Below are 25,202 nucleotides of genomic sequence, written 5' to 3'. Positions count from 1 at the left end.
AATTGCTCTTATGTCTGCGGTGCAAGCCGTTGAGCTTGGCGGGGAGAATGGCCATTTCCGAGCTGGAGAGCCTGTTGGCGCGACTCGAAAGCGCAATCGGTGCCATCGAACGGCGCCGCCTCACCGATGCGGCCGCCCTGAACGATCTGCGCACGGCCCAGGCCGGCGACCGCGCCCGCCTCGCCCGGATCGAGGCGGCGGCCAGCGACACCGTGGCGGCGCTAGATGCGCTGCTGGCCGGGAACGGCTGATGGGCCAGGCACTGCTCACCATCGCTGGCCGCAGCTATCGCATCCCGGCGCGCGACGGCGACGAGGCGCGGATTTCGCGCCTGGGCGACGAATTGTCGGCCCGCGCCCACCGGCTGACGACGGCGCTGGGCGTGCTGCCGGAAAACCAGCTGCTGGTGCTGGTGTCCCTGATGCTGGCCGATGAACTGGCCGAAGCGCGCGGCGCCAATCCGCCATCGCTGGCCCCGGTGACGGCGGCTGCCACAGCCACCGCCGCCCCCGACCTGTCGCGGTTGGCGGCGCTGGTCGAACGGCTTGAGGCGATTGCCCGCACTTGAGCGGGCGGCCCCAAGCGCCTATAGCCAGACGTGGCGGGCACTGCCCGGTACGAGCAAGCAAGCATCCCTGAGGCGATAATCATCCTATTGGGGGCTGGCCCTGGGTGAACCGTGGTTCACCACAACTGGTTCCCACCTGACGTTACTGGCGTCAGAGGATCTTCAAGTCCAACGGCCCATGGTGGTCCCGCCACATCACCCGAGAGCTGCCGTGACCAAGACCGACCTTCGCCGCACCTATCGCGCCGCCCGCAAGGCCTTTGTCGCCAACCTTGGCCCCGGCGTGCGGGAACGGCTGGAACGCCAATTGGCCGCGATGATTGCCCCGGCGCTGGCCGGTGTGCGCATGGCCGGCAGCTATGCCGCCGTGGCTGACGAGATCGACCCGGTGTGGATCGAAAAGCAGCTGGGCCCCCACGCCTTCCCGCGCGTCGCCGGCCCCAATACCAGCTTCCACCAGGTGGAATGGAGCGCGCTGGTGCCCGGCTTCCAGAATATTCCCGAGCCGCCGGCCAGCGCTCGCCAAGTGGAACCCGACCTGCTGCTGGTGCCGCTGGTCGCCGTCACCTTGGGCGGCGTGCGGTTGGGCCAGGGCCGCGGCTATTATGACCGGGCGCTGGCGGCCTTGCGCCAGCACCGCCCGGTGCGGGCCATCGGCCTTGCCTGGGAATGCCAGATTGCCCCGGCCCTGCCGGCCGAGCCGTGGGACATGCCGCTGGACCTGATCGCGACACCGGAGCGGCTGGTGGACTGCCGCAAATATCGCTAAGGCGCTCCGCCATGAGCGTGGCCCCGCACCGCATCCCCCCCGAACCCAGCTGGCGCAAGCCGGTCGGGATGCTGGGCATCGTGCTGTACATCACCGCCTATGCCCTTGCCATCGCGGCGCTGGCGGATTGGCTGCAGGGCTTGCCGCGCCTGTTGGAACTGCTGGTTTATGCCGCGGCCGGCATTGCCTGGATCGCGCCGCTGAAGCCGGTGCTGCTGTGGATGAACACCGGCCGCTGGAGAGTGAAATGACCGTGAAGCCGCCCGAGCAGTGCCAGACCATGATCGAGGTGCGCGCCGGCGTTGACGCGCTCGATCGCGAACTGGTCGCCCTGCTCGCCCGCCGCTTCGGTTACATGAACGCGGCTGCCCGCATCAAGCCAACCCGCGGCGCCGTGCGCGACGAGGCGCGCAAGGCCCAGGTGATTGCCAACGCGGCGGCTGCCGCCAGCGAAGCCGGCCTGCCTGCGGGCCTCGCTGAAGCGCTTTGGGAGACCTTGGTGGAAGCCAGCATCGCGCACGAATTCGGCGAATGGGACCGCCTGCGGCCAATGGAAAATCTGGCAACGCCCGACGCGGCCTGATCCGCCGCCGCACCGCCAAAGGAAAAGCCCCGCTGCCATCACTGGCAGCGGGGCTTTTTCATGCCGCCACTTGCAGGGCAAGTGGCGCGAGTGACGGGGCTCGAACCCGCGACCTTCGGCGTGACAGGCCGACGCTCTAACCGACTGAGCTACACCCGCGTGTCTTGCGGAGCCGCGCTGATATGGACGGCGCGCCGCCCTGTCAAGCATCATATCAAATCATGTTGTGGACAAATGCCGATCGGCTAGGAGGTTGGCCATGACCACCGACTCCCCCGACGCCGTCGCCACCCGCGCCGTTGCCCGCCTCCTCTCCCTCCTCAATCTCGAAGAGGTGGAAACCGATCTGTTCCGCAGCCAGTCCACCGATGAAGGCTGGATCCGCGTCTATGGCGGCCAGGTGGTGGCCCAGGCGTTGATGGCCGCCAGCCGCACGGTCGAACAGCCGCGTCTGTGCCACAGCCTGCACAGCTATTTCATCCGCCCCGGCGATCCAAAGCTGCCCATCGTCTACAAGGTGGAGCGGGACCGGGACGGCGCCGGCTTCACCACGCGGCGCATCATCGCCATCCAGAAAGGCCGGCCAATCTTCAACATGGCCGCCAGTTTCCAGGTGCCGGAAGACGGCCTCGAACATGCCGTATCCCCGCCATCCGACGTGCCGCACCCCGATGGCCTGGAAAGCGATTCGGACTGGGCCCGCCGCAACGCCCCCCTGGCGCCCGAACCCTGGCGCACCATCTGGCTCACCCGTGAACGGCCACTCGATGTGCGCGCGGTCGAAGGCGATGATGATTTCTTCAATCCGCAGAAACGCCCGCCCCAGCAGCGCCACTGGATTCGCCTCGCCGCCGCCCTGTCCCCCGAACAGGCCGCCGATCCGGTGCTGCAACGCTGCCTGTTCGCCTATGCCAGCGACATGACCCTGCTCGACACCTGCCTTGCCCCCCATGGCATCAGCTGGGCCAACCCGGCGCTGCAATCGGCCAGCCTCGATCACGCCATCTGGTTCAACCAGACGCCGGACATGAACCAGTGGCACCTGTTCGATCAGGATTCGCCGATGGCCGCTGGCGGGCGCGGCACCAACCGTGCCATCGTGCATGACATCAATGGACGCCCCATCGCCTGCGTGATGCAGGAAGGGCTGATCCGTTACCGGCCGTGACCAGCCCCCGCCCCGGCATCGCCCACCGTCTCAAACGCCCGCCCTATCATTCGGCGCTGGGGCCGGGCCTCGTCACCGGCGCGGCCGATGACGATCCATCGGGCATAGCCACCTATGCCCAGGCCGGCGCCAGCTATGGCTATGCCCTGTTGTGGCCGGTGGTGCTGGCCTGGCCCTTCCTCACCGCCTTCCAGTTCACCTGCGCCGAAATCGCCCGGGTCACCGGCAAGGGCCTCGCTGCCAATCTGAAATCCAGCCTGCCGCGCCCGGCGGTATGGGCGGTCGTGGTGCTGCTGCTCGGCGCCAACATCCTCAACATCGCCGCCGATATCGCCGCCATGGCCGAGGCGACACGGCTGGTCGCGGGCGGCAACCGCACGGCGCTGATGGCCGGCTTTGCCCTGCTGTCGCTGGGGCTGCAGGTGTTCGTGCCCTATCACCGCTATGTCGGGCTGCTGAAATGGCTGACCCTGTCGCTGTTCGCCTATGTCGGCGTGGTGCTGGTCGCCGGTGTGCCCTGGGCCGCCTTTGCCGCCGGCCTGTGGCCCAGCCTGCCGGCCGGCAGCGCCACAACAGTCGTCGCGATCCTGGGCACCACCATCAGCCCCTATCTCTTCTTCTGGCAAAGCGCGCAGGAACTGGAAGAGATGCAGTTGCACCACGCCACCCCGCTGTCCCGCCGGCCGCGCGGCGCGGCCCAGGAACTCAACCGCCTGGTGATCGACAGCGCCGCCGGTTTCCTGGTCACCATGGTCATATCGCTGTGCATCATTGCCGCCACGGCCGCCACGCTGCACGGCGCCGGCAGCCATCCCATCACCACCGCCGCCGATGCCGCCGCTGCCCTCAGGCCCATCGCCGGCGATTTCGCCTTCGCGCTCTTTGCCTGCGGCATCATCGGCACCGGCCTGCTCGCCGTGCCGGTGCTGGCCGGTTCGGCCGCCTATGCGCTGGCCGAACTCATGGGCTGGCGCGCCGGGCTGGAGCTGAAACCGCGTGAGGCGGCCGGCTTCTATGGCGTCATCGCGGTTTCGGTGCTGGCCGCCTTCCTGATCGATCTGGCCGGCATTGATGCCATGCAGGCCCTGTTCTGGACAGCGGTGGCCAATGGCGTGGTGGCGGTGCCGGTGATGCTGGCGATCATGCTGCTGGCCAGCCGGCGCCGCGTGATGGGCAATTTCCGCGTGTCGGGCGGCCAGGCGGTGCTGGGTTGGGGCGCGGTTGCCCTGATGGCGGCGGCCAGCGCCGGCATGCTGCTGTTGTGACGCATCCCATTGGCGCGGCCGGGCCGCGGCCCTAATCTTGCCCCCGACTCAACAACAGGGGAACCACCATGGCCACGCTCACCCGCCCGGATGGCACCGAAGCCGCCGATCTGGCCCTGTCGCGGCGCGCGCTGCTGCTGGCGGCAGGCTATGCCGCGTTTGACATCGCGGCCAATGCCGAACCGATCAGCACGCCCGATACCGGCCTTGTAACTGGCTGGGAAACCCTGCCCGGCGGCCTGCCCGCCTATGTCGCGCGGCCGGCGAAGAAAGGCAAACACCCCGCCGTCATCGTGGTGAACGAGATTTTCGGCGTGCACGCCTGGATCCAGGATGTCTGCCGCCGCTTTGCCCAGGCCGGCTATGTTGCCATCGCGCCGGAGTATTTCTTCCGCGGCGATCCCGACAAGACGCTGCCCAAGCTCACCGATTTTACCGCCATCCGCGCCATCGTCGCCAAGGCCGGCCACGAACAGGTGATGGGCGACACGAAAACCACGCTCGATTGGCTGGCGGGCCAGGGCTTCGTCAACGGCAGGAAGCTTGCCATCACCGGCTTCTGCTGGGGCGGTGCCGTCACCTGGATGGCCGCCGCCCGCTTCCCGCAATTGAAGGCCGGCGGCGCCTGGTATGGCCGCATCAAGGGCGATCCCGGTGCCGAAGGGCGCAAATGGCCGCTGGAGATCGCTTCCGAGCTGAAGGCCCCCGTCCTCGGCCTCTATGGCGCGCTCGACAAGGGCATCCCGGTCGCCGATGTGGAGGCGATGCAGGCCGCGCTGAAGGGCAGCAAGAGCCAAATCATCCTCTACCCTGAGGCCGATCACGGCTTCCTCGCCGATTATCGCCCCAGCTATAACGCGGCAGCCGGCCAGGATGCGTGGGCCAAGCTGCTGGCGCACTTCAAGGCCAACGGCGTGTGATCCGCCGGCTCGCCCCGCTGGCCCTGCTGCTGGCCACCGCCGCCGCCCCGCCCGCGATGATGGACGTGGCGCCCGCCCCGGCGGCCAGCCCATTGCTGCTGAACAGCGCCGATGATGCCCGCCTTGTCTGTGGGGAGCGGGTAGACGTCGCCAAGCAACTGGCCTGCGTGTCGTGGCTCAACGGCGCCTATCAGATCGCCACCCGCTACCAGTCGCTCAGCCCGCAGCTGTTCCCCGACAGCTGCCCGCCCGCCGGCGCCGCCCCGCTCGGCCGGCAACGCGAGCTGCTGCTGGCCTGGCTCGCTGCCAACCCCGGCGAACGCGTCAGCCCGGCGCTGCTGGCCTATCGCAAGGCCATGGCCGCCGCCTTCCCCTGCCCGCCCGGCTGACCCATGAAACAGCTCGCCGCCCTGCTCCTTCTCGCTGCCGTGCCCGCTGCGGCCCAGCCGGCCGACAATCCCGTCGCCATGGCCACCGGCGCCCATCTCCAGGCCATCTGCGGCAACCAGGAGGCCCGTGATCGCCGCATCATCTGCCTGTCATGGCTGAACGGTGCCGCCCAGGGCACCGGCTGGTTCAAGCCGCGTGATCCGGCGCAGACTCCGGCCTTCTGCCCGCCCAGCCTGAATTTCGATCTCGCCGCCTATCGGAGCATCATCCTGGCCTGGCTGGCCAAGCACCCGGCCGATCTGGCCCGCCCGTCGATCGAGGTGTACAGCCGCGCGCTGGCGGCGGCCTACCCCTGCCGCAAGCGCTGATCCGGCCGTTTCAATTCCACAGCGCCGAAGCGGGATAGGTGGCGATCAACAGCAACAGGCAGCCCACCACCACCCGCCGGTCACGCGCCACGATGGCCAGCAGCGTGATCGGAAAAAAGGACCAGGTGAACAGGATCGCCCTGAACGACCCCAACGGGAACTTGGGAAACAGCGTCAGCGTCACCGCCAGCAGCGCGGCATTGCACAGCATCACGCCGGCCAGCACGGTGCGGCGATGCTGCTCAAAATGGGCATCCAGATCGTCGCACGCCTCGATATCGTTGGGAAACACCAGCGAGGCCACCACGTAATAAACCCCGGTCAGCACGAACCCGCCAAACAGCACCGGCCAGCTGATCGGCAGCAGCTCGCGCATCGCCCAGCCATACATCCAGAACGACACGACATCGCAGCTCACGAACAGGCCGAGCAGCGCGGTCGGCCAGCCGATGCGCACCTTGTGGCTGGCCTTCAGACAGCGCGCCAGCCCGCCCAGCCCTTCGGCCAGCGCCAGGCCCAGCAGCAGGCCCATCAGCGAAAAGATGAATTCAAACCCGCTCATGCCCCGATACCCCCGCCTGCCCCTGATGGCATGGCCGTGGCGGCAGGCAACCGCCACAGTGTCGCTGCACCCGAAAAATTCGGGGTGGCACGCCGTCTCCGGCCCGGTTAGCCCTTGGCCATGACCAGCGGCCCCAACGCCCTCACGCCCAAGGAACAGGAAACGCTGCGCCTGCTGGCCCAGGGGCATGACGCCAAGAGCATCGCCCGCCATCTCGGCCTGTCGGTCCACACCATCAACGAACGGCTGCGCGATGCCCGGCGGAAGCTGGGCACCGGCAGCAGCCGCGAAGCCGCCCGCCTGCTGATGGCCGCCGAAGCCCCCGAAAAACTGCCCCCCGAAAAACTGGTGCCCGAAAAACTGGTGCCCATGTCTTTGGGGGCAGCCACGGCGCCCGCGCCGGCCCAATCTGCCCTGCACCAGCCCGCCGCCCGCACCCCGCGGCCGCGGCCCGGCTGGCAAACGGGAGCTGTTGCCATGTCCCTTGCCCTCACATTTGCCGCCCTGCTTGCCGTCGCCCAGCCGACTGACTTGCCGGCCGATCCGTCGGCCCCGGCCACCACCAGCACCCTCACCGCCACCCTGTCGCAACCGGCTCCCGCCAGCACGGGCGAAAGCCCACCCGTCGCCGCCGCCCGCCGCTTCCTGGCGCTGGTCGATGCCGGAGACTGGGCCGGCAGCTGGAACGCCACCGGAAAGGCCTTCCGCGCGCTGAACAGCAGCGCCCGCTGGGCCGAAGCCGCCGCCCGCGTGCACGGCCCGCTCGGCCCGGCCAGCCGCCGCGAACTGCTGAGCAGCGGTTACATCCCCGCCCCGCCCGCCGGCCTGTGGCAGGTCAAGTTCCGCAGCCATTTTGCCGGCAAGCCCGACGCCGTCGAAACCCTGTCCCTGGTGCAGGAAGGCGACAGCTGGCGCGTGGTCGGCCTGATGGTGGAATGAGGTGGTCGGGCTGGCCCTCAGGAACAGGCAAACAATGTGTAGGCGCTCATGTCCAGCGGGACGCCCAGCCGGGTCCGGCGGCATTCCCAGATCGCGGTCTTCACGCTCGATTGGGCAAGCGGTTCCAGTTGATAGGAGACATCAAGCACGAAGGAGCGGGCCTGATCATCTGCGGTCAATCGTGGCACAAGCCCACTGCGCGCCGGCACGCGGGCCGCAACAGGCACGGCACACCAGCCTTGCGCGCAATTGGGCTGGCCATAGTTCTGGGAAACGGCTGCTCGCATTATATCGGGCGTAACATGCGCAGACATCTGCACGCCCACACGCGCCAGTGCAGCGCCGCCCGGCAGTTGCACAAAGCCGAGGGACAGTGTGTCGCCCTCTGGTCCTTCAAAGCGCGCTGCGGTCACGGATCTGCGGTAACCACGCGGTATGGACGTGTTCGTTTGCGCCACGACCTGACCAAACCACGACAGACCGGTGTCAAAATCGATCAACTTGTAGCCGCGCCCTTCGAGGAACTGGCGCGTTGCTACCGCAGACGTGCCGAACTGCAGCTCCGCAACAGTCCGGAGCACCGCCGCCCGCTGCGCGGCTGGCTGGGGCGCAGCACCCGGCACCGCGTAACCGGGAAACTGTGCATGGGCTGGGCCAACGACCAAAAGGGCGAGCATCGGCAACAAGAAATTGAGGCGCACGAACATTGGCCGTCTCCCAATCGCTTATTACATATAATTCATGTTTTGGCTGTTTGTAAGTGGGCGGTCTGCAAAATATCGCAAATTCCGAAATATGGGATAAATAGCAATTAGCGGTCGAACCCGACGAATCGTGCCGCCTCCTCCACGCTCTTGCGTTCCGACACCACGGCGTTGGCCGGAAAACTGTCGTCCGGCCAACCCAGCGCAATCGCCTTCATGATCACCTGATCGTCCGCAATGCCGGCATGTTCGCGCACCACGGGGGATTGCATGATGCCCTGGCTGTTGATCACCGCCCCCAGCCCGCGCGACCAGGCGGCGTTGACCAGCGCGGTCGAAACGGCACCGCAATCGAACGGCGTGTCGTCGCTGCCGGCCAGCACCTTGTCATAGGTGATGATCACGCACACCGGCGCATCAAACTGGCGAAAGCCGCGCAGCACCCAGTCCTGCCGGGCGGGCGCATCGTCGCGGGCGATGCCCATGGCGGCAAACAATTGCTTGGCCACGCCGATCTGGCGTTCGCGGTGCACGCCTTCGAACGCCGTGCCGGTGCGGAATTCGCGGCTGTGGGGAATGCCAGCCAGATTGCGTTCGGTGTTGCCGGCGCGGATGCGGTTCAGGGGCTCACCGGTGACCACGGTGAAATTCCACGGCTGGGTGTTCATCGACGACGGGCTGCGCATCGCCAGCGTCAGGATTTCCTTGATGAGGTCCATCGGCACCGGCTTGTCGAGAAAGCCCCGGATCGAACGGCGGCCCAGCACCACCTCGTCATAACTCATCATCCGCGCACCCTCTCCGCAATCGCCTGGCCGGCGGCATGGGCGCTCGCCCAGGCCCATTGGAAATTATAACCACCCAGCCAGCCTGTCACATCCACTGCCTCGCCGATGGCGAACAGCCCTCCAATCTGATTGGCCATCATGGTGCGGCTGCTCAGCGCGGCGGTGTCGATGCCGCCAGCGGTCACTTCGGCCTTGGCAAAGCCTTCGGTGCCATCCGGGCGGAAGGCCCAGGCCTTGAGTCGGCCCATTGCGGTCACCAGCGCCGCATCCTTCTGCGCGCCCAGTTCGCCCGGCAGGGCGAGCTGCGCCGACAGTGCCTCGGCCAGCCGCTCCGGCAGCGCGGCAGCGAGCACGCTCTTCAGCCCGGCCCTGGGCCGCTGGCGCTTGGCGGCCTGCAGCCAGTCCGCCGGCGCATCGGGCAGGAAATCCACCGCAATCGCCTCGCCATGCCGCCAATAGCTCGACACCTGCAGCATCGCCGGGCCGGAAAGCCCCTTGTGGGTGAACAGCGCCGCCTCGCGGAAGGCGGTCTTTCCCGCCTTCGCCACCACCTCAGCCGCGACCCCGGCCAGCTCGCGGAACAGATTCTCCCCCTGCGGCAGGGTGAAGGGCACCAGCGCCGGGCGCGGCGGAATGATCCGACAACCGAATTGCTTGCCCAACTGGTAGGCAAAGCCGGTCGCGCCCAGCTTGGGAATGGCCGGCCCGCCGGTGGCAATCACCAGGTTGGGGGCGGTGAAGCGGCCGGCACTGGTGGAAACGCTGAACAGGCCATCGGCGTGGGTGACATCGCTGATGCTGGCGCCAAAGGCGAAATCGACTCCGCCGGCGGCGCATTCATCCATCAACAGCGCCACGATCTGCCGGGCGGAGCCATCGCAGAACAACTGGCCCAGCGTCTTTTCGTGATAGGCGATGCGGTGCTTTTCCACCAACGCGACGAAATCCGCCGGGGTGTAGCGCGACAGAGCGGACCGGGCGAAGTGGCGGTTTTCGCTCAGATACCGGTCCGGCACCGCCCCCACATTGGTGAAATTGCAGCGCCCGCCGCCGGAGATCAGGATTTTCTTGCCCGGCTCCTGGTTGTGATCCACCACCAGCACCCGCGCACCGGCCTGGCCCGCCGTTGCGGCACAGAACAACCCGGCCCCGCCGGCCCCCAGGATGATGGCGTCATGCATGGCTGAGCGCCTAACGCCTCAAAAGCCATTCGTCATGCTGAACTTGTTTCAGCATCCAAGGGATGCATGCCCCGCAAAGCGCGCTTGTGGAGCAGCACACCCATGGATGCTGAAACAAGTTCAGCATGACGGGGATTTTTGGATAGACTGACCCCATGACCGATTGGACTCAAGCAGCCGAAGCCATCCTGCCCGACATGATCGCGCTCCGCCGCGCCATCCATGCCGAACCCGAACTGGGCCTGCACAACCCGCGCACCGCCGAAAAGATCATGGCGGCGCTGGCCGGCCTGCCGCTCGAGTTCCGCACCGGCCCGTCAACCAGCGGCATCATCGCGACGCTGAAAGGCCCCGCCAACGGCCGCACCGTGCTGTTGCGCGGCGATTCGGATGCGCTGCCGATGGCGGAGGAAACCGGGCTGGATTTCGCTTCCGGCGTTCCGGGGGCCATGCACGCCTGCGGCCATGATGCCCATGTCGCCATGCTGGCCGGCGCAGCGCGGCTGCTGTGCGAACAGCGGGACCAGTTGGCCGGCAGCGTGATGTTCATGTTCCAGCCCGGCGAGGAAGGCCACCACGGCGCCCGCTTCATGCTGGATGATGGCCTAATCACCCCCCTCCCCGATGCCGCCTTCGCGCTCCACATCATGCCCAACGCGCCGTGGGGCGTGATTGCCGGCCGCACCGGGCCGCTGCTGGCCAGCAATGACAAATTGCGCATCACCATCACCGGCCGTGGCGGCCATGCCTCCATGCCGCACGATGCGCTCGATCCCGTGCCCATCGCCTGCGAGATCGCGCTGGCGCTGCAAAGCTTCGTCACCCGGCAGATCAGCGTGTTTGATCCCGCCGTCATCACCATCGGCCAGATCAGCGCCGGGACGACCGACAATGTCATCCCCGAAACCGCCCTGCTTTATGGCACGATGCGCACGCTTTCGGCCGAAACCCGTGCCAAACTCCACGCCGGCATTCCCCGCCTCGCCGCCGGAATCGCCGCCGCCCACGGGGCAGAGGCCAAAATCGACATCATCCCCGGCTTTCCGGTCACCCGCTGCGATGCCGCGGCCACTGCGCTGGGCGCCGCGGTCACCCGCGAGCTGTTTGGTGACACATATTGGCAGGATCTGGCACACCCGATCATGGGGGCGGAGGATTTCGCCTATGTGCTGGAAAAAGTACCCGGCGCCATGTTCTTCCTGGGCGTCGCGCCCGAAGGCAGTGACTGGCGCGCCTGCTGCGGCCTGCACAGCAGCCACATGCACCTTGATGAAGCCGCCATGGCCCGCGGCGCCGCCTTCCAAGCCGCCATCGCACAAGCCTTCCTCAACAATGGCTTTGCCGTGAAATAGGGCGTTGCAAACAGCGTCTGGCGCGCTATACGGGCGGCCCCTGCATCGCAGGGGCCAGAACTGGTGCGGGGTAGTAGCTCAGATGGGAGAGCGCAGCAATCGCACTGCTGAGGTCAGGGGTTCGATTCCCCTCTACTCCACCAGTCATTCCTGAAAATCGTCAGATAACAGCCGGTTCTCGGGCGGTCTTCACACCGAACATCGCGATGATGGCATAGCAGACCGCCGGCAGCGCCAGGCCGATGGCGATGCTCCCGGTGCCATCGACCAGGAAGCCGGTCAGCAGCGGGATCACCGCGCCGCCAAAGATCGCGACATTGATAATGCCCGACCCATCGGCCGAGCGCGGGCCCAGCCCTTCGCAGGCCAGGCTGAAGATGGTCGGGAACATGATGGCGTTCATCAGACCAATGGCCAGCAGGCTGTAACCGGCCAGCGTGCCGCTGGTCTGGGTCGAAACCGCGATCAGCGTGATGGCCCCCACCGCAACAAAGGCCAGCACCTTGCCCGGCGCCACCAGCCGCAGCACCGCCGAGCCGACAAAGCGGCCCACCATCGCCCCACCCCAATACCAGGCGATCAGCTTGCCGGCCTCTTCACCCGAAAGGCCCATCACCCTGGAATCGCTGAGATAAGACACGATCAGCGAACCGATCGACACCTCGGCACCGACATAAAGGAAGATGCACAGCGCCCCGAAACCAAAGCGCGACTGGCGCAGCAAATCCAGCCCGGCAAGGCCAGACGATGCCTCATGCTGTTCGCCCTTCAGGCTGTTGCGGAACATCCAGACCACGCCGGCCACCACCGCAAGCGCGGCGGCCAGCCCCAGATAACCATTCACGATGGCCTGGCTTTCGGCGGTGCGATAGGCATCCAGCGCCGCGCCCGACAGCGTCTCGGCCGATTGGCTGGCCAGCGCGCCCAGGATCAGGATCGCCCCGAAATAGGGAAACACGGTTGTGCCCAGCGAGTTGAACGCCTGGGCAAAGGTCAGGCGGCTGTGGGTGGTTTCCGGCTTGCCCAGCATGGAAATCAACGGGTTGGCCACCACCTGGACGATCACCACACCGCTGGCGAGCACGAACAGCGCCGCAAGAAACAGCGGATAGGCCGCGGTCTGGCTGGCCGGGATGAACATCAGGCAGCCCAGCATCATCAGGCACAAGCCGGCGACGGCCCCGCGCATGTATCCGATGCGCTTGACCAGCCGCGCACCGGGGATGCCGACCACGGCATAGGCGGTGAAGAAGCAGAATTGCACCAGCATCGCCTGGGTGTAGCTGAGGGTGAACAGCTCCTTCAGCTTGGGGATGATCACATCGTTGAGGCTGGTGATACCGCCAAAGATGAAAAATAGCGCAAAGACAAAGCTTTGCAGGCGCGTATCAAGGATCACCGCCCCGGCATTCGGCGCGGTGGCGGTCGGCGTTGCCGGCATGGACACGGCGATTCCCCCCTCAGTGGCCCGATGAAACAGTCGCAGGGCAAGGTGGCATGTTGGCCGGCTGCGTCAACCGCGCCGTGCGCAAGGTCATGCCGAAGCCCTTGGGCGCCGCCAGGCGCAGCGCCGTGCCGACATGCGCAAGATCCGCACCCGCCTTGGCAAAGCAGCCCAGCGGCACGGCAAGGCTGCCGATCTCGCCCACCGGCGCCGTTTTCACCGCCGCTGTGATATCCAGCGTGGCGCTGCCAATGGCCAAGGTCACCGGCCCGGCCGGGGCTGCATCCACCCGCCATTCCAGCGTGAGGGCAAAGCCGCCCGTGGCATGCCGCGTCAGGCCCACCGGGGGCCCGTCGATGGCGATGGCGCCCGTCGCGTTCCAGCGGAACTGACGGGCATCCTCCTGCGCCGACACATCAACCGCCTTCATCACCACCGCGCTGTCCAGCCCCAGCCGCCACGGCGCCATCACCTTGCCGCGCAGCATATAGACATCCTCGCTGGCGGTGGCGGCCAGATCAATACCCGGCGCTTCTGGCAGCGGTCCCACCTCAGCCGCATTGGCATAGCTGAGGCCATGGCCCAGCGGCCACAGCGGCTGGCTGATCGGCGAGCGCGCATCGGCCGGCCAGGCAAACGGCAGCCGCCCGGTGAAATCCCGGACCGAACGGCCATCGCGGCCCGCCACCAGCACATCGGCAACGCCTTGCCCCTGCGACCCCGGCAGCCAGGCCGCCACAAAGGCATCCGACGCGTTGATGAGCGGGGAAACAAACAAGGGCCGGCCCGACAGGAACAGCGAAACGACCTTGATGCCCCTGGCCTTCAGCCCCGCGATCAATTCGGCCTCGCCCGACAAGGCGCGGAACGCCAGATCGGGCATATCCCCCTGAAACTCGGCATAGGGCTGTTCACCAAACACCACGATGGCCACATCGGCCGGCGCGTCGCCTGCCTTGCCGGCCGCAACCTCGGCCTGCCCCCCCGCAGCGCGGACGGCATCGGCAATGGCCCGGCCGATGGTCTGGCCCTTGGGGAAATCGGCTGCTGTGGTGTCTGTGCCCTGCCAGGTCACCGTCCAGCCCCCGCTCTGCATCGCCATGTCATCGGCACCGGGCCCGGTGATCAGCACCCGCGCGCCCGGTTTGATCGGCAACACGCCGCCATTGTTCTTGAGCAGCACCAGCGATTTCGCCGCCACCTCGCGCGCCAGGTCCAGATGCTCGGCGGCCCCGATGCGCGACAGATCGGCCCGCGCGGTTGCCGGCGTGTCGAGCAGGCCCAGCTTCGCCTTCACCCGCAGGATGCGCCGCACCGCATCATCCACCCGCGCCATCGAAATGGTGCCGGCCTTCACGTGGCGCAGGGTCGAATCAAACAGACCCTTCCAGCTGTCGGGCGCCATCGCCAGATCCAGCCCGGCATTGAAGGTGAGCGGGCAATCGGTGACCGTGCAGCCGGGCAACTGCCCATGGCCATTCCAATCGCCCACCACCAGCCCGGCAAAGCCCATGCGGCCCTTCAGCACGTCGGTCAGCAGATAGCGGTTGCCGTGCGCCTTGGTGCCGTTCCAGCTGGAGAAACTGGCCATCACGCTCAGCACGCCAGCTTCGACCGCCGGCGCATAACCGGCGGCGTGGACGCGCACCAGCGTCGCCTCATCGATGCGGGCATCGCCCTGGTCCTTGCCGCCGTCGGTACCGCCATCGGCCACGAAATGCTTGGCGCTGCCGGCCACCTTGTCGGCCGCCATTGGTTGCGCCCCGACCAGCACCCCCTGCAAGCCCAGGGTCAACGCGCGTGCATAGGCGGCGGTGATGCCGGTATCGGCGCTGAACCCTTCATAGCTGCGGCCCCAGCGCAGATCCTGGGGCACGGCCAGCGTCGGCGCAAAGGTCCAGTCAATGCCGCCGCCCGACAGTTCGGCCGCGGTGGCCGCGCCAATCCGGCCAATCAGATCGGGATCACGGGCGGCACCCAGGCCGATATTGTGAGGAAAGATGGTGGCGCCCGGCAGATTGCTGTGGCCGTGCACGGCATCAACCCCGAACAGGATGGGAATGCCGGCGCCACTGCGGGCCGAAGCGGCCCGAAATTCATTGACCAGCCGCACCCAGGTCGCGCCATCGGCACGCTCGATATTATAGGGCCCGCCATTGCCGCCCGCCAGGATGGAGCCCAGCGGATACCGCTTCAGCTCAGACGGCTTGATGGCATTCAGATCGGCCTGGATCATCTGGCCAATCTTCTGCCGCAAGGTCATCCGCGCCATCAGGGCGGTGATGCGGGCTTCGGTGGCCGGATCGGTCAACGCCGCCGGACTGGCCGTGGCCGGCCAGCGCTGGGGATCCAGCGCCGGTTCTGCCGCCATCGCCGCATCATTGGCCACCAATGTCATCAAGCCTGCAAGCAAGGCTGCCTTGCGCATGTCCATCCCCCGTCCCGGCCCGTTGCTGGCCGTCCGCAACCGCGCGCTTGCCCCGCATCGGTCGAAATCTGTGAACGTTCTCAAACATTGGCACGGGCAAAATGGGAAATCAAGCCACTGAAATCAGGCTCGACGCTCGCTGAGCAAGGCAGCGCCGACCAGGCTGAGCAGCGCGAGCACCAGGAACAGCCCGGCATAGCCAAAGCGCGGCACAATGCCGAGGGTGAGCCACGGCATGATCAGCGATGGGATGGTGTTGGTGAGGTTGAACAGGCCCAGATCGCGCCCGCGCCGATCAGGCCGGCGCAGCACCCGCAGCGTCTGGGCCGAATGCAGGGCCAGAAAGCTCGCCGAAGCCAGCGCAAACAGGGCAAAGCCGCCGGCCGCCATGGCCAGCCCATCGGCCAGGGCCATCACCAGCAGCCCCGCCGCCGATCCCAGCGCGGCCAGCCGCAGCGGCATGAGCGGCTCTCCCCGCCGGTCAGACCAGCGACCGGCCAGCAAGGCCATGGGCGCTGACAGCAACAGCAGGACAGCAAACAGGCTGGCGACGCGATTGTCGGTCATCGCCGGATCAACGCTGCGGAACCAGAAATAGAGATAGGCGAACAGCGTCGCCTCGGCGATTTGCACGGCCAGCCGGGCCAGCCACATGCGCTGGGTGCGGCTGCGCGCCGGCGCTGCGCCCCCGGCCGGGGCTGCCATCGCCGGGCCCGGCAGCGGCATCAGCAGCAACGGCAACAGGCACATCAGCACCAGCCCGGCCACCAGCAACAGCCGGCCATCCGCCCCGGCCAGCCCAGGCCAGGTGATCAACGTGCCCGACAAGGCACCACAGCCCGGTGCCAGCGCCATCAGTCCGCCCAGCATGCCCTTGTGATCATCCGGCACGACATCACCTGCCAGGGCGGCCAGCGGCGCCATCATCAGGTTGAGCGCCAATTGCCAGGCAATGATGATCGCCAGCAACAGCGGCAGCGTGTGGACCTGACGCACCAGCAGCAGCAAGACGCAACTGAGGCCAAGGCCAGCCCAGATCCAGGGCCGGCGCACGCCACTCACATCGCTGAGCCAACCAAACAACAGGTGGCCGGCGCTGGCTGCCAAGGCACCGGCAAAGCTGATCTGCGCCACCCAGTCCACGGCCGCGCCGGGGCCGGCCAGGCCGGCCACGCGCATCGGCAACAGGATGGTGAGGAATGGCATGTAGGCAACAGCCACGCCGGCCCAGGCGATGGCATAGACGAGGAGAAAGCGGCGCAGGCGCCTGGCGTCAGCCACGCGCAGCCACGGATGCACGGGGAATCAATGTGGCCGGCACAACATGCAACTGGTCCGGCTGCGGCGGTTCCGGGGGGGACTGGTCCGGCGCCGGATCGCCCTTCAGGCTGGCAATGATCAGCTCCACCGCCAGCGATGCGGTCGCCGCGATGGATTGATCGATGGCTGTCAGCGGCGGCTGGGCAAATTGCACGATGGGCGTGTTGTCAAAGCTGATGATCGACAGATCATCGGGCACGACCAGCCCAAGCTCGCGTGCCACTTCCAGCGTTGCCACCGCCATCTGGTCGTTGCTGGCGATGATGGCGGTTGGCCGTTCGGGCGGATCGAGCAGGCGCAGCGCGGCCGCCCGGCCAGAGGCGTGGGAAAAATCCCCGGCATCCAGCAGGCCGGCCGTGTCGAGGCCAGCGGCGGCCATCGCGGCACGCCAGCCATCAACGCGCCAGCCGCTCAATTCATAATCAGAAGGGCCGGCAATGAAACCGATGCGGCGGTGGCCATGGGCGATCAGATGGTTGGTCGCAATGCGCGCGGAACCTTCATCATCCATCGAAACCGGGATGCCATGATCTTGCCGCTGCGAACCGATGCGCACGAACGGCACACCATGTTCGCACAGAAAATCAACAATTTGCGGATTGTCGCTGTGTGGCGGCGTGAGGATGATGCCATCGGGTTGCAACGCGGCAATGGCGGCACCCAATTCGCGTTCGACATGGTCGCTGTGGGTATCGACCAGTTCAAAGATCATCCGATAGCCATGCTCGGCACATTTCAGCATGCCGCCCAGCATCATCTGGTCCACCCAGTCGGTGCCCTGGCGGGCCTGCCAGTCGGCGATGGTGCGTGTCCGGTCGTTCACCGCGAGGATGAGATAGGATCGCGACCCGCTCATACGTTGGGCGGCGATGGACGGCACATAGCCCAGCCGGTCAATCGCTGCCTGCACCCGCTCCTTGGTTTCGGCACGGACATTGGCCTCGTTGTTGATCACCCGACTGACGGTCTGCAACGACACGCCCGCTTCGGCCGCCACGTGCCGGATCGTCACCGCCTGCTTGCGCCGCGCCATGCCGCTTCACTGCCTCCCGTTGCCGCTGCTCACGCCGCCTTGTTGTCACGCGGTTCGGCCGCCGCGCAATAGCGGGAAACATAGGCATGATGATCGGGAAGGCCCGCAACGGTGCGGGCAACGCTGTCGCGCAGGCCCGACAGAAAGGCCGTCAGCTCCCCCGGCCGCAGCTTGGCCGCCACCGGATGCCAGGATTGCGGCATGATCCCCTGCCCCATCATCACCTGCACCCAGCTGTTCTCGACGAACAATTCCTCATTCTTGCGAAACACCCGGCCGGTCTCGCGGAACAGCTCGATCTTGTGCGCCAGGCTGTCCGGAATGGCCATGCTGGCGACATGGCGCCAGAACGGGCTGTCGCGCCGGTCGGTGACCTTGTAGTGCAGGATCAGGAAATCGCGGATCTGCTCCATGTCGGTGAACTGCTGTTCGTTGAACTCGGCAATGTCGCGTTCGCTCACCCGGCCGGCCGGCAGCATGCGGCAGATGCGCAGCACGGCGCGCTGGATCAAGTGGATGGAGGTGGATTCGAGCGGCTCCATGAACCCGCCCGACAGGCCCACCGCCACGCAATTGCGGTGCCATTGCCGGCGGCGCACTCCAGTCTGATATTTGATGATGTTGGGCTTCACCAGCTTGTCGCCCTCGATGGTGGCGAACAGCCGTTCCTGGGCGGCCTCCTGGCTCAGATAGCGGCTGCAATAGACGATGCCATTGCCCTGGCGATGCTGCAGCGGAATGCGCCACTGCCAGCCGGCATCATGGGCGATGGCCCGCGTGTAGGGCACGGCGGGGCGCACGCTGCTGGTCTGGATGGCAATGGCACTGTCGCACGGCCGCCAATGCGACCAGTCATCAAAGCCGGCATGCAGCGCCCCTTCGATCAACAGGGCGCGGAAGCCCGTGCAATCGATGAACAAATCGCCTTCGATGCGGCGGTCCCCATCCAGCACCAGCGCGGCAATGTCGCCGCTTTCGCCGTTCAGCTCCACCTGGGCGATGCGGCCTTCGATGCGGGTGGCCCCGCCGGCTTCGGCGCGCTGGCGCAGGAAGCGGGCATAAAGCGCGCTGTCGAGCTGATAGGCATAGTTCAGCCGGTCATCGGGCAGATGCGCGAACCTGGATTGCATCGCCGCCTGCAGTTCCAGCGCGTAGTCATCATAGGGATGCTCATGCCCCTGGGTCAGCCCGTGCATCCAGAAATGCTGGAACCCGGCCGACCAATGATCCTTTCCCGTGGTGCCAAAGCTGTGGAAATATTTGTGGCCCACGTCGCGCCAGTTCTCGAACATGATGCCCAGCTTGAACGTCGCCTGTGTGGCGCGCATGAACTCGGCCTCGTTGATGCCCAAGAGCCGGTTGAACAGCTGCATCGGCGGGATGGTGCTTTCGCCCACGCCGATGGTGCCGATGGCATCGGATTCCACCAGCGTCAGTTCGATCACCGGGCCCAGCGTGTGGGCGAGCGCCGCCGCCGTCATCCAGCCGGCGGTGCCGCCGCCCGCCACCACCACCCGCAGGGGCGAAGCTGCCTTGTTCATCGCGACAATCCTCTCAGCAATCGGGCCTTGATCCGGCCAGCGGTTTCAGGGGTCAGGGGCGCCAGCACACCGCGCGCCTCGGGCGGCAGATGTTCTGTCACCCCGGCATCAGGGGCAAAGACATGATGATCAAACAGCGCCTGCCATTGCCGGCGCTGATGGTCAGGCAGATCACGCACCGCCAGAATGGCATGCAGCAGGGCATCCTCCGGATTGCCCAGCCAGCGCGGGCAGTCGCGCCACCAGAAATTCACCAGCACGTTGAAGGGCGCCAACCCTTCGACATGATGCCACCACAGCGACCGCACGAAAATGGCATCACCGGGGCCCAGCTCTGCCACCTGGGCCTGGGCCAAGGCCTCGGCAAAGCGTGGAAACCGGGCCAGATAGGGCGCCCTGACATCCACCAGGCTCACCGGCCGTCCCGCCGGCGTATTGTCGAGCGGTCCAACATAGAGATTGGCGAATTGATCCGGCGGAAACAGGGTGAAGCGGCGGCGTCCGGCCGCGCACACGGCGACATTCTCCGGCACGTCATTGTGGGCGGCGATGCAGGTGCGGGTGCCGATCCAGATGCTGGCCAGCGGCTGGCGATCCCCCAGCGGCAGCTGGTGCGCCTCGCCAAGGCCAGTGAAATAATCCGCCATGTCGATGGACGAGAGATAGAGCGTCGGCTGCGCCGGATCGGTCTCCGCTTCGGCCATCGCGGCCAGCCATTGGGCCAGCGGCGCCATGTCCATGCGGAAATTCATCGCCATCGCATCGGTGTAGAACAGCCGCGCGTCGCCGGCCTGGCTGGCAATGCTGGCCGGAAATCCGCGCGGCCGTGCCTGCCGGGCCAGCAGCGCCCGCACCGCCGCACCGCCCTGCCCGGCCGCCTGCACCAGCGGCCAATCGGCCGCCAGGCCGCGCACCACGAACGGCGTGGTGGCGCCGGTCAACCGGTCAGCCAGGCCAGCCGCCGGCACCGCCACTTCGGCCACCCGCGGCAGCCGGTCAAGGATCGCCGCCTCAGCCATCCCCAAGCTGCAACTGGTTCTTCCGCCGCACCAGCCGGGCCAGATTGCCCAGCGAGGCCAACGCCATGTAGATCGGCTGCAAATGCCCTTCGGCCTGCAGTTCGGCCAGCGCCCCCGGCTCAAGCGCTGCCAGCCTGTCCTCGTTGATCAGATGATAGCCGACCAGGCGATGCATGGCGCCATTGTCGAGCGTGACATCAAGCGAGAAGGGTTCGATCAGATCATAACGGGCCAACGCCGCGAAAAAGCCGCCACTGGCACGATAGCCTTCATCCAGCGCGCCCAGCATGTCGGCAACCAGTTCGACATGCGGGGTGGGCTGGCCGCCCGGCTCAAACAGCTTCACGCCTTCGCCGCTGCGCGACACGCGGGGATGGTCCATGTCGATATGCACCTGGCCGGGGCCCTCGCCAGCAGCCGTGCGGCCCACCAGAAACGGCTGCGCCGCCATCGCCAGCGGCCGGTTCAGCGCCAGCCAGCGATCGCCCTCCAGAAACAGATTCTCGCCCGGTTCAAAGCCGAACAGCGCCAGGGCCGACCAGTCGCCGCTTTCGTCATCGCGGCGGAACAGGATGGGATAATCATTGGCCAGCCGGCGGAATTCCAGCGGCACCACCAGACAGGCCATCACCGCATCGCCCAAAGCGGCCCCGGCGCCGGTCAGCACGCGTAGCGCACCATGCTGTTCAAAATTCAGGATCTGATGATTGGCCATGATGCGTGTGGTCCACAGGCGGCCTGGGCTGCGCCGGCGGCAAGATAGATGCGGTTTTCGGGCAAGGCGGCACCCAACTGGCGGCTGCGGGCCTGCACCTCGGCAAGCCGGGCCGCCGCAGCGGCGATCGCCGGCGCCGGCGGCGCCGGCGGCAGGGCATGGCCCATGCCATACAGGATATAATGCTGGCTGGCCGGCGGAAACATCTCGTCATGCAGCGGGAAATCCCGCGCCGATGGCGGCTGTTCCCGCCACAGCACCAGATCCTCCGCCAGGCGCGGGCTCAGGCTCGCCGGGTCGCGCTGGGCCTGCCAATAAGGTTCGCTCTGCCGGCTGAGGACATAATGGAGCTTGAGGAAATCGACGATCCGGTCCCAGCGCGTGTGGAACATGTCGTCAAACCGCCGGGCGTGAATGTCCATGGCGGCCCGGCTGGCCGGCAGGGCATCGGCCAGCGCCCGCGCCGACAGCTCGATCAACACGATGGCAGACGCCTCCAGCGGCTCGATGAAACCGGCAGACAGGCCCACGGCAACCACATTGCCCTGCCAGAAACGGGCGCGATGGCCGGTGGCAAAGGCCAGCCGGCGCGGGGCCAGGGCCGTCACATCCGCGCCCGGCACCTTGGCGGCAACATGGGCGCACAGCACGGCATGGGCTTCGTCATCGCTCATGAAGCGGCTGGCATAGACACAGCCGATGCCGCGCCGGGTGGGCAGGTCAATGTCCCAGATCCAGCCGGCGCGGTGCGCAGTGCCGATGGTTTGCGACGCAATCGGGCTGCCCTGGGCCACCGGGCCCTGCACCGCCAGCGCCCGATCGTTGAACGAGACATGCGACCGGTCAATCCAGGCCACGCCGCAATGGCCGGCAATCAGCCGCGCCGCCTGGCCGGTGCAATCGATGAACAGGTCGGCCGCCAGCTGCCGGCCATCGGCCAGAACCAGCGCCGCCACATCACCATTGTCGGCGGCAATCGTACCCACAATCTCCGCCGGCACATGCTTCACCCCCAGCCGGCCGGTGGCATGGCGGGTGAGCAGCTTGGCAAATTTGCCGGCATCGAAATGATAGCCATAGTTCAGCGCCCCTGCATAATCCGGCATGCCGCGCTGGCGGGGCGCCAGATCCTGCGCGCAGGCGGCGGCCTGGGCCGTCATCACCTCGGCAAAGCGCCTGGCCGGTGCCGTGCTTGCCCAGGCATGCAGCAGCGCCGCCATGTTGCCGGGCGGCGGCAGGGTGAACGGGTGCAGGCAGATGTCATCCTCGGCGCCCGTCACCCAGCCATCAAAGCGTGAGCCCTGCTTGAAGCTGGCATCACAGGCGGCCATGAATTCGGCTTCGCCCCGCCCGATGCTGGCCAGCGTCTCGCGCATGGTCGGCCAGGTGCCCTCTCCCACGCCGATGGTCGGGATGTCGGGCGATTCCACCAGGGTGATGTCCAGCTGCGGGTGGCGCGCGGCCAGCACGCAGGCCGTCAACCAGCCGGCGGTGCCGCCGCCAGCAATCACGATGCGAAATGCCCCGTCCTCAGTCACACCCATAACCTCAGCCCCGACAGTGGCAGAGCATGAAGAGAGCCGCAACGCTTGCGCGCGCGGCTCCCCTCAACACAGCCCGGCCGTTCCGATCAGAAGCTGTAACGCATCCCAGCCGTGTAGCGGGCATAGCCCGGTGCGGCGAAGAACACCGTGTTGTTGTTGCGCATGTGGCCGCGCCGATCGGCATTGGTGATGTTGATGCCTTCAACGAACGCGGTCAGACCCTTCTTGAACTCCCACGACGCGCTGACATCGACCTGGCCATAAGCCGCGACATAGAAGGGATCGAAGCCATAGCCCGACAGGAAGCCATCACGCCAGTTGTAGGCAACGCGGACCTGCACGCCGTTCTTGTCGTAATAGAGCACGGCGTTGGCGCTGTCCGACACGCCGTTCACCGCGAACTGGGTCGCCGTGTAACGCAGCGTGTTGTCATAGCGGGTGTCGCTGCGCACGATGGTATAGTTCAGGATTGTGCCGAAGCCGGTGTCCCAGAAGCTGTGCTGCACCGCAAATTCAAAGCCGTGCAGCTTGGCGGTCTGGGCGCTGTTGGCCGGCTGGGTGATGGTGAACACCACGTCCGGATCGGCGTTCTGGCCGATGATGCCAGTGGGCGTGCGGACATTGTTGATGGTTTCAAACCGCACGACCGCCGGATTGCTGGTCGCCAGCCAGGCCAGGATCGCGGCCTGGCCCGGATTGCCGCCCAGCGCCGCCCGCGCCGCCTGCACCGCCGCACCCTGCGCCGGGTTCGGCAGATCGAACAGCGGGCCCTGCGTGGTGGTGTTGGCGATGAAGTTGCTCACATCCTTGTGGAAGAAGCCCACCGAGACATAGCTATCCTTGCCGTAATACTATTCGGCCGACAGATCGATGTTCTTCGCCTTGTAGGGCAGCAGACCCGGGTTGCCGCGGCTGGCGGTGCTGCCGCCGTTCGGGCGCAGCGGTTGGGCCACGGTGATGCCGCCCTGCATGCTGGTGTAATCCGGGCGGGTGATGGTGTGGCTGTAGGATGCGCGCAGCCGGATGTCGCTGGTCGGCGCCAGATCGAAATCAAAGGCCGGCAGCCAGTTGGCGTATTCGCCCCGCAGGGTGCTGAAATCCTGGGCATTGCCGCCCAGCAGACCCATTTCATTGTCGGCCACCCACACCACGCCGGTCGGGATCGGCACCAGCGCCGACGAGTTGATGCGGGTCTTTTCGTACCGCACACTCAGGCGCAGGTTGGCGCGCATGGCACCCAGATCAAACTTGTGGGTGCTCTGCAGATAGGGCGCCCAGGTCTGTTCGCGGATGCGGCGGTCGGTGGCACCGGCGGCCGAGAAGCTGGCAAGGCAGGCCCCCTGCACGGCGCTGGCATTGCAGATGCCGATGCGCTGTTGCAGCAGGTTGATCAGGCCAACCGTATCAACCTGGAAATAATTCGGGATCAGGTTGGGCGATTGCGAGCCATCCATGCCGGCCAGGCGATTGGCCAGCGGGGTGATGGCATAGAGCGCATCCGGCGTGTCCGCCGCGCTCAGCGTGCCGCCCCAGCTGTCGTTCTGGATCACGTTGAAGGCCGAACGCACCTTGTTCTCGGTGAAGGTCACGCCGAAATCCAGGCTGTCGATCAGGTCCGATTCAAAATCATAGCGACCGCGCAGCGAGCCTTCGTTGATCGTGTCCTTAATGTAGGCGTTGCGGAAGCTGTTGCCGGCCGGGCGGATGTTGCTGGCCTGGATATTGGCGCCCGGATGCATGGCCACCGAAATCACCGGCATGTCGGTCTGGAAATCAACCCGCTGGTTGGCCACGCCGAAAATGGCGCTGCCCACCGCGATGTTGCTGCCGAACGGCGAGGTCGGCTTGCTCTCGGCGGTGGAGTGGTGAACATCCAGCTCCAGCGACAGGCCGCCGGGGCCATCCCACTTCAGATTGCCGCCCAGGCTGCGGTTGATGTTGCGGTTGGCGGCCACGGCGCCGGTGATCGCCAGATCCTTGCCCTCGCCCGCACCAAATTCTTCCGCATAGAAGAGCGGGCCAGCCGCCGGACCCTTGGTCCAGTTGCTGCTGGTGTTGTTGTGGTTGAACCACACGCCGATGCTGTTGGTGCGCGCATCGATGGTGTTCTGCGAATAGGTGTAATCCACCAGCAGGTCGAGCGTGTCGCTCGGCTTCACCTGCAGCACGACCTGGCCGTTGATGCGCTCACGATCGATGTCGGTGAAATCATACCCGGCGTTCTGGGTGACCTGATAGACATCGGTCGGGCCCGGGCGGTTCTGGGTCTTGGCAAAATTGCCGCGCCAGTCGTTGGCATCAACCGGCAGCGAGCCCCAGTTGTTCTCGTTGCCCAGATAGCCTTCGCGCCAGCCGGCGTTGAACTGAGCCAGGCTGGCCTTGCGGCGCTGATACACGCCGGTGACAAGGATGCCGATCTTGTCATCCGCAAAGGTCTTGCTCAGGATGCCCGACACTTCCGGGGTGAGCGACGTGCCCTTGAACTGGTTGTCGATCATGCCCTTGGCGGCGATGCTGCCCTTGAACCCGGGGCGATCGAGCGGACGCGGGGTCTTGATGTTGACCCGCCTTATTCATGAGCCTTCCTGTCAGGGCGTTGCC

Annotated in this window: 24 protein-coding genes, 2 tRNA genes and 1 pseudogene; 13 read left to right on the top strand and 14 right to left on the bottom strand. The window is 66.6% G+C overall.

What is annotated here, in order from left to right; translation table 11 throughout:
* The first annotated feature begins 47 nt into the window (after positions 1-47).
* The 5 genes from CHU93_RS17580 to CHU93_RS10715 all read left to right on the top strand — a co-directional run bounded on the left by CHU93_RS17580 (position 48) and on the right by CHU93_RS10715 (position 1,920).
* On the top strand, positions 48-251 hold the full coding sequence (locus CHU93_RS17580) for a hypothetical protein (RefSeq protein WP_086117370.1): 204 nt from the start codon (positions 48-50) through the stop codon (positions 249-251).
* Complete coding sequence (locus CHU93_RS17575) at positions 251-568, top strand: cell division protein ZapA (protein WP_165768694.1); 318 nt, start codon at positions 251-253, stop codon at positions 566-568. The genes CHU93_RS17580 and CHU93_RS17575 overlap by 1 nt, the downstream gene beginning before the upstream one ends.
* 211 nt (positions 569-779) lie before the next feature.
* The gene (locus CHU93_RS10725; protein WP_165768693.1) at positions 780-1,337 is read left to right on the top strand and encodes a 5-formyltetrahydrofolate cyclo-ligase; all 558 of its coding nucleotides are present in this window, start codon (positions 780-782) and stop codon (positions 1,335-1,337) included.
* A gap of 11 nt (positions 1,338-1,348) precedes the next feature.
* Positions 1,349-1,588 carry a DUF2842 domain-containing protein gene (locus tag CHU93_RS10720; protein WP_086117367.1) on the top strand — a complete coding sequence of 80 codons (240 nt, stop codon included), beginning with the start codon at positions 1,349-1,351 and terminating at the stop codon, positions 1,586-1,588.
* Complete coding sequence (locus CHU93_RS10715; RefSeq protein WP_094474036.1) at positions 1,585-1,920, top strand: chorismate mutase; 336 nt, start codon at positions 1,585-1,587, stop codon at positions 1,918-1,920. The genes CHU93_RS10720 and CHU93_RS10715 overlap by 4 nt, the downstream gene beginning before the upstream one ends.
* 82 nt (positions 1,921-2,002) lie before the next feature.
* On the opposite strand, the gene CHU93_RS10710 is transcribed toward CHU93_RS10715, so the two are convergent.
* Positions 2,003-2,079: transfer RNA gene (locus CHU93_RS10710), tRNA-Asp, on the bottom strand.
* A 100-nt stretch (positions 2,080-2,179) separates the two neighbouring features.
* Here CHU93_RS10710 and CHU93_RS10705 point away from each other — a divergent pair.
* From CHU93_RS10705 to CHU93_RS10685, 5 genes are all read left to right on the top strand, one after another.
* The gene (locus tag CHU93_RS10705) at positions 2,180-3,088 is read left to right on the top strand and encodes an acyl-CoA thioesterase (protein WP_094474035.1); all 909 of its coding nucleotides are present in this window, start codon (positions 2,180-2,182) and stop codon (positions 3,086-3,088) included.
* A complete protein-coding gene (locus tag CHU93_RS10700; protein ID WP_094474034.1) occupies positions 3,085-4,353 on the top strand; it encodes an NRAMP family divalent metal transporter in 1,269 nt (422 codons plus the stop codon). Before CHU93_RS10705 ends, CHU93_RS10700 begins: the two co-directional genes overlap by 4 nt.
* A gap of 68 nt (positions 4,354-4,421) precedes the next feature.
* Complete coding sequence (locus tag CHU93_RS10695) at positions 4,422-5,273, top strand: dienelactone hydrolase family protein (RefSeq protein WP_094474033.1); 852 nt, start codon at positions 4,422-4,424, stop codon at positions 5,271-5,273.
* A complete protein-coding gene (locus CHU93_RS10690; RefSeq protein WP_094474032.1) occupies positions 5,270-5,662 on the top strand; it encodes a Rap1a/Tai family immunity protein in 393 nt (130 codons plus the stop codon). Before CHU93_RS10695 ends, CHU93_RS10690 begins: the two co-directional genes overlap by 4 nt.
* A 3-nt stretch (positions 5,663-5,665) precedes the next feature.
* Positions 5,666-6,031, top strand: a complete 366-nt coding sequence (locus CHU93_RS10685) for a Rap1a/Tai family immunity protein (RefSeq protein WP_094474031.1) — start codon at positions 5,666-5,668, stop codon at positions 6,029-6,031.
* A gap of 10 nt (positions 6,032-6,041) precedes the next feature.
* Here CHU93_RS10685 and CHU93_RS10680 read toward each other — a convergent pair whose 3' ends face one another.
* Positions 6,042-6,593, bottom strand: coding sequence for a hypothetical protein (locus CHU93_RS10680; protein ID WP_094474030.1), 552 nt, complete (start codon positions 6,591-6,593; stop codon positions 6,042-6,044).
* A gap of 120 nt (positions 6,594-6,713) precedes the next feature.
* Here CHU93_RS10680 and CHU93_RS18130 point away from each other — a divergent pair, with 120 nt between their 5' ends.
* A complete protein-coding gene (locus tag CHU93_RS18130) occupies positions 6,714-7,532 on the top strand; it encodes a helix-turn-helix domain-containing protein (protein ID WP_094474029.1) in 819 nt (272 codons plus the stop codon).
* Between the two features lie 17 nt (positions 7,533-7,549).
* Here the strand turns inward: CHU93_RS18130 and CHU93_RS10670 are convergent, their stop codons facing one another.
* From CHU93_RS10670 to CHU93_RS10660, 3 genes are all read right to left on the bottom strand, one after another.
* Positions 7,550-8,239, bottom strand: a complete 690-nt coding sequence (locus CHU93_RS10670) for a hypothetical protein (RefSeq protein ID WP_094474028.1) — start codon at positions 8,237-8,239, stop codon at positions 7,550-7,552.
* 104 nt (positions 8,240-8,343) lie between these two features.
* The gene (locus CHU93_RS10665; RefSeq protein ID WP_094474088.1) at positions 8,344-9,021 is read right to left on the bottom strand and encodes a nitroreductase; all 678 of its coding nucleotides are present in this window, start codon (positions 9,019-9,021) and stop codon (positions 8,344-8,346) included.
* Positions 9,021-10,205 carry a BaiN/RdsA family NAD(P)/FAD-dependent oxidoreductase gene (locus tag CHU93_RS10660; RefSeq protein ID WP_094474027.1) on the bottom strand — a complete coding sequence of 395 codons (1,185 nt, stop codon included), beginning with the start codon at positions 10,203-10,205 and terminating at the stop codon, positions 9,021-9,023. Before CHU93_RS10660 ends, CHU93_RS10665 begins: the two co-directional genes overlap by 1 nt.
* A gap of 155 nt (positions 10,206-10,360) precedes the next feature.
* Here CHU93_RS10660 and CHU93_RS10655 point away from each other — a divergent pair, with 155 nt between their 5' ends.
* Entirely contained in the window at positions 10,361-11,557 is a 1,197-nt protein-coding gene (locus tag CHU93_RS10655) for a M20 metallopeptidase family protein (protein WP_094474026.1), read from the top strand.
* A gap of 67 nt (positions 11,558-11,624) precedes the next feature.
* Positions 11,625-11,700: transfer RNA gene (locus tag CHU93_RS10650), tRNA-Ala, on the top strand.
* A gap of 17 nt (positions 11,701-11,717) precedes the next feature.
* Here CHU93_RS10650 and CHU93_RS10645 read toward each other — a convergent pair.
* From CHU93_RS10645 to CHU93_RS10605, 9 genes and pseudogenes are all read right to left on the bottom strand, one after another.
* The gene (locus CHU93_RS10645) at positions 11,718-12,998 is read right to left on the bottom strand and encodes a sugar MFS transporter (RefSeq protein WP_086117355.1); all 1,281 of its coding nucleotides are present in this window, start codon (positions 12,996-12,998) and stop codon (positions 11,718-11,720) included.
* Between the two features lie 19 nt (positions 12,999-13,017).
* Positions 13,018-15,399, bottom strand: a complete 2,382-nt coding sequence (locus CHU93_RS10640) for a glycoside hydrolase family 3 protein (protein WP_243375549.1) — start codon at positions 15,397-15,399, stop codon at positions 13,018-13,020.
* 153 nt (positions 15,400-15,552) lie between these two features.
* Positions 15,553-16,710: an MFS transporter gene (locus tag CHU93_RS10635; RefSeq protein WP_094474086.1), complete on the bottom strand. Its 1,158-nt coding sequence runs from the start codon at positions 16,708-16,710 to the stop codon at positions 15,553-15,555.
* Complete coding sequence (locus tag CHU93_RS10630; protein ID WP_094474025.1) at positions 16,703-17,782, bottom strand: LacI family DNA-binding transcriptional regulator; 1,080 nt, start codon at positions 17,780-17,782, stop codon at positions 16,703-16,705. The genes CHU93_RS10635 and CHU93_RS10630 overlap by 8 nt, the downstream gene beginning before the upstream one ends.
* A gap of 29 nt (positions 17,783-17,811) precedes the next feature.
* Positions 17,812-19,323, bottom strand: a complete 1,512-nt coding sequence (locus CHU93_RS10625; protein ID WP_094474024.1) for a tryptophan halogenase family protein — start codon at positions 19,321-19,323, stop codon at positions 17,812-17,814.
* Positions 19,320-20,342: a cupin-like domain-containing protein gene (locus tag CHU93_RS10620; protein WP_094474023.1), complete on the bottom strand. Its 1,023-nt coding sequence runs from the start codon at positions 20,340-20,342 to the stop codon at positions 19,320-19,322. The genes CHU93_RS10625 and CHU93_RS10620 overlap by 4 nt, the downstream gene beginning before the upstream one ends.
* Complete coding sequence (locus CHU93_RS10615; RefSeq protein WP_094474022.1) at positions 20,335-21,057, bottom strand: SapC family protein; 723 nt, start codon at positions 21,055-21,057, stop codon at positions 20,335-20,337. Before CHU93_RS10615 ends, CHU93_RS10620 begins: the two co-directional genes overlap by 8 nt.
* Complete coding sequence (locus CHU93_RS10610) at positions 21,036-22,595, bottom strand: tryptophan halogenase family protein (protein WP_243375546.1); 1,560 nt, start codon at positions 22,593-22,595, stop codon at positions 21,036-21,038. Before CHU93_RS10610 ends, CHU93_RS10615 begins: the two co-directional genes overlap by 22 nt.
* Before the next feature lie 92 nt (positions 22,596-22,687).
* Positions 22,688-24,340 (bottom strand): annotated as a pseudogene (locus tag CHU93_RS10605) (TonB-dependent receptor domain-containing protein).
* Positions 24,341-25,202: the final 862 nt, after the last annotated feature.

It is taken from the genome of Sandarakinorhabdus cyanobacteriorum, assembly GCF_002251755.1.
Classification (GTDB): Bacteria; Pseudomonadota; Alphaproteobacteria; order Sphingomonadales; family Sphingomonadaceae; genus Sandarakinorhabdus; species Sandarakinorhabdus cyanobacteriorum.
The sequence above is the reverse complement of the archived record's forward strand: the minus strand, read 5'-3'. Positions and strand labels throughout refer to the sequence as shown.

Bases quoted from the DNA above. Each gene is read 5' to 3' on its own strand.
- CHU93_RS17580 (WP_086117370.1), top strand. From the start codon at position 48: ATGGCCATTTCCGAGCTGGAGAGCCTGTTGGCGCGACTCGAAAGCGCA.
- CHU93_RS17575 (WP_165768694.1), top strand. From the start codon at position 251: ATGGGCCAGGCACTGCTCACCATCGCTGGCCGCAGCTATCGCATCCCG.
- CHU93_RS10720 (WP_086117367.1), top strand. From the start codon at position 1,349: ATGAGCGTGGCCCCGCACCGCATCCCCCCCGAACCCAGCTGGCGCAAG.
- CHU93_RS10715 (WP_094474036.1), top strand. From the start codon at position 1,585: ATGACCGTGAAGCCGCCCGAGCAGTGCCAGACCATGATCGAGGTGCGC.
- CHU93_RS10705 (WP_094474035.1), top strand. From the start codon at position 2,180: ATGACCACCGACTCCCCCGACGCCGTCGCCACCCGCGCCGTTGCCCGC.
- CHU93_RS10695 (WP_094474033.1), top strand. From the start codon at position 4,422: ATGGCCACGCTCACCCGCCCGGATGGCACCGAAGCCGCCGATCTGGCC.
- CHU93_RS10685 (WP_094474031.1), top strand. From the start codon at position 5,666: ATGAAACAGCTCGCCGCCCTGCTCCTTCTCGCTGCCGTGCCCGCTGCG.
- CHU93_RS10680 (WP_094474030.1), bottom strand. From the start codon at position 6,593: ATGAGCGGGTTTGAATTCATCTTTTCGCTGATGGGCCTGCTGCTGGGC.
- CHU93_RS18130 (WP_094474029.1), top strand. From the start codon at position 6,714: ATGACCAGCGGCCCCAACGCCCTCACGCCCAAGGAACAGGAAACGCTG.
- CHU93_RS10670 (WP_094474028.1), bottom strand. From the start codon at position 8,239: ATGTTCGTGCGCCTCAATTTCTTGTTGCCGATGCTCGCCCTTTTGGTC.
- CHU93_RS10665 (WP_094474088.1), bottom strand. From the start codon at position 9,021: ATGAGTTATGACGAGGTGGTGCTGGGCCGCCGTTCGATCCGGGGCTTT.
- CHU93_RS10660 (WP_094474027.1), bottom strand. From the start codon at position 10,205: ATGCATGACGCCATCATCCTGGGGGCCGGCGGGGCCGGGTTGTTCTGT.
- CHU93_RS10655 (WP_094474026.1), top strand. From the start codon at position 10,361: ATGACCGATTGGACTCAAGCAGCCGAAGCCATCCTGCCCGACATGATC.
- CHU93_RS10645 (WP_086117355.1), bottom strand. From the start codon at position 12,998: ATGCCGGCAACGCCGACCGCCACCGCGCCGAATGCCGGGGCGGTGATC.
- CHU93_RS10640 (WP_243375549.1), bottom strand. From the start codon at position 15,399: ATGACATTGGTGGCCAATGATGCGGCGATGGCGGCAGAACCGGCGCTG.
- CHU93_RS10630 (WP_094474025.1), bottom strand. From the start codon at position 17,782: ATGGCGCGGCGCAAGCAGGCGGTGACGATCCGGCACGTGGCGGCCGAA.
- CHU93_RS10625 (WP_094474024.1), bottom strand. From the start codon at position 19,323: ATGAACAAGGCAGCTTCGCCCCTGCGGGTGGTGGTGGCGGGCGGCGGC.
- CHU93_RS10620 (WP_094474023.1), bottom strand. From the start codon at position 20,342: ATGGCTGAGGCGGCGATCCTTGACCGGCTGCCGCGGGTGGCCGAAGTG.
- CHU93_RS10615 (WP_094474022.1), bottom strand. From the start codon at position 21,057: ATGGCCAATCATCAGATCCTGAATTTTGAACAGCATGGTGCGCTACGC.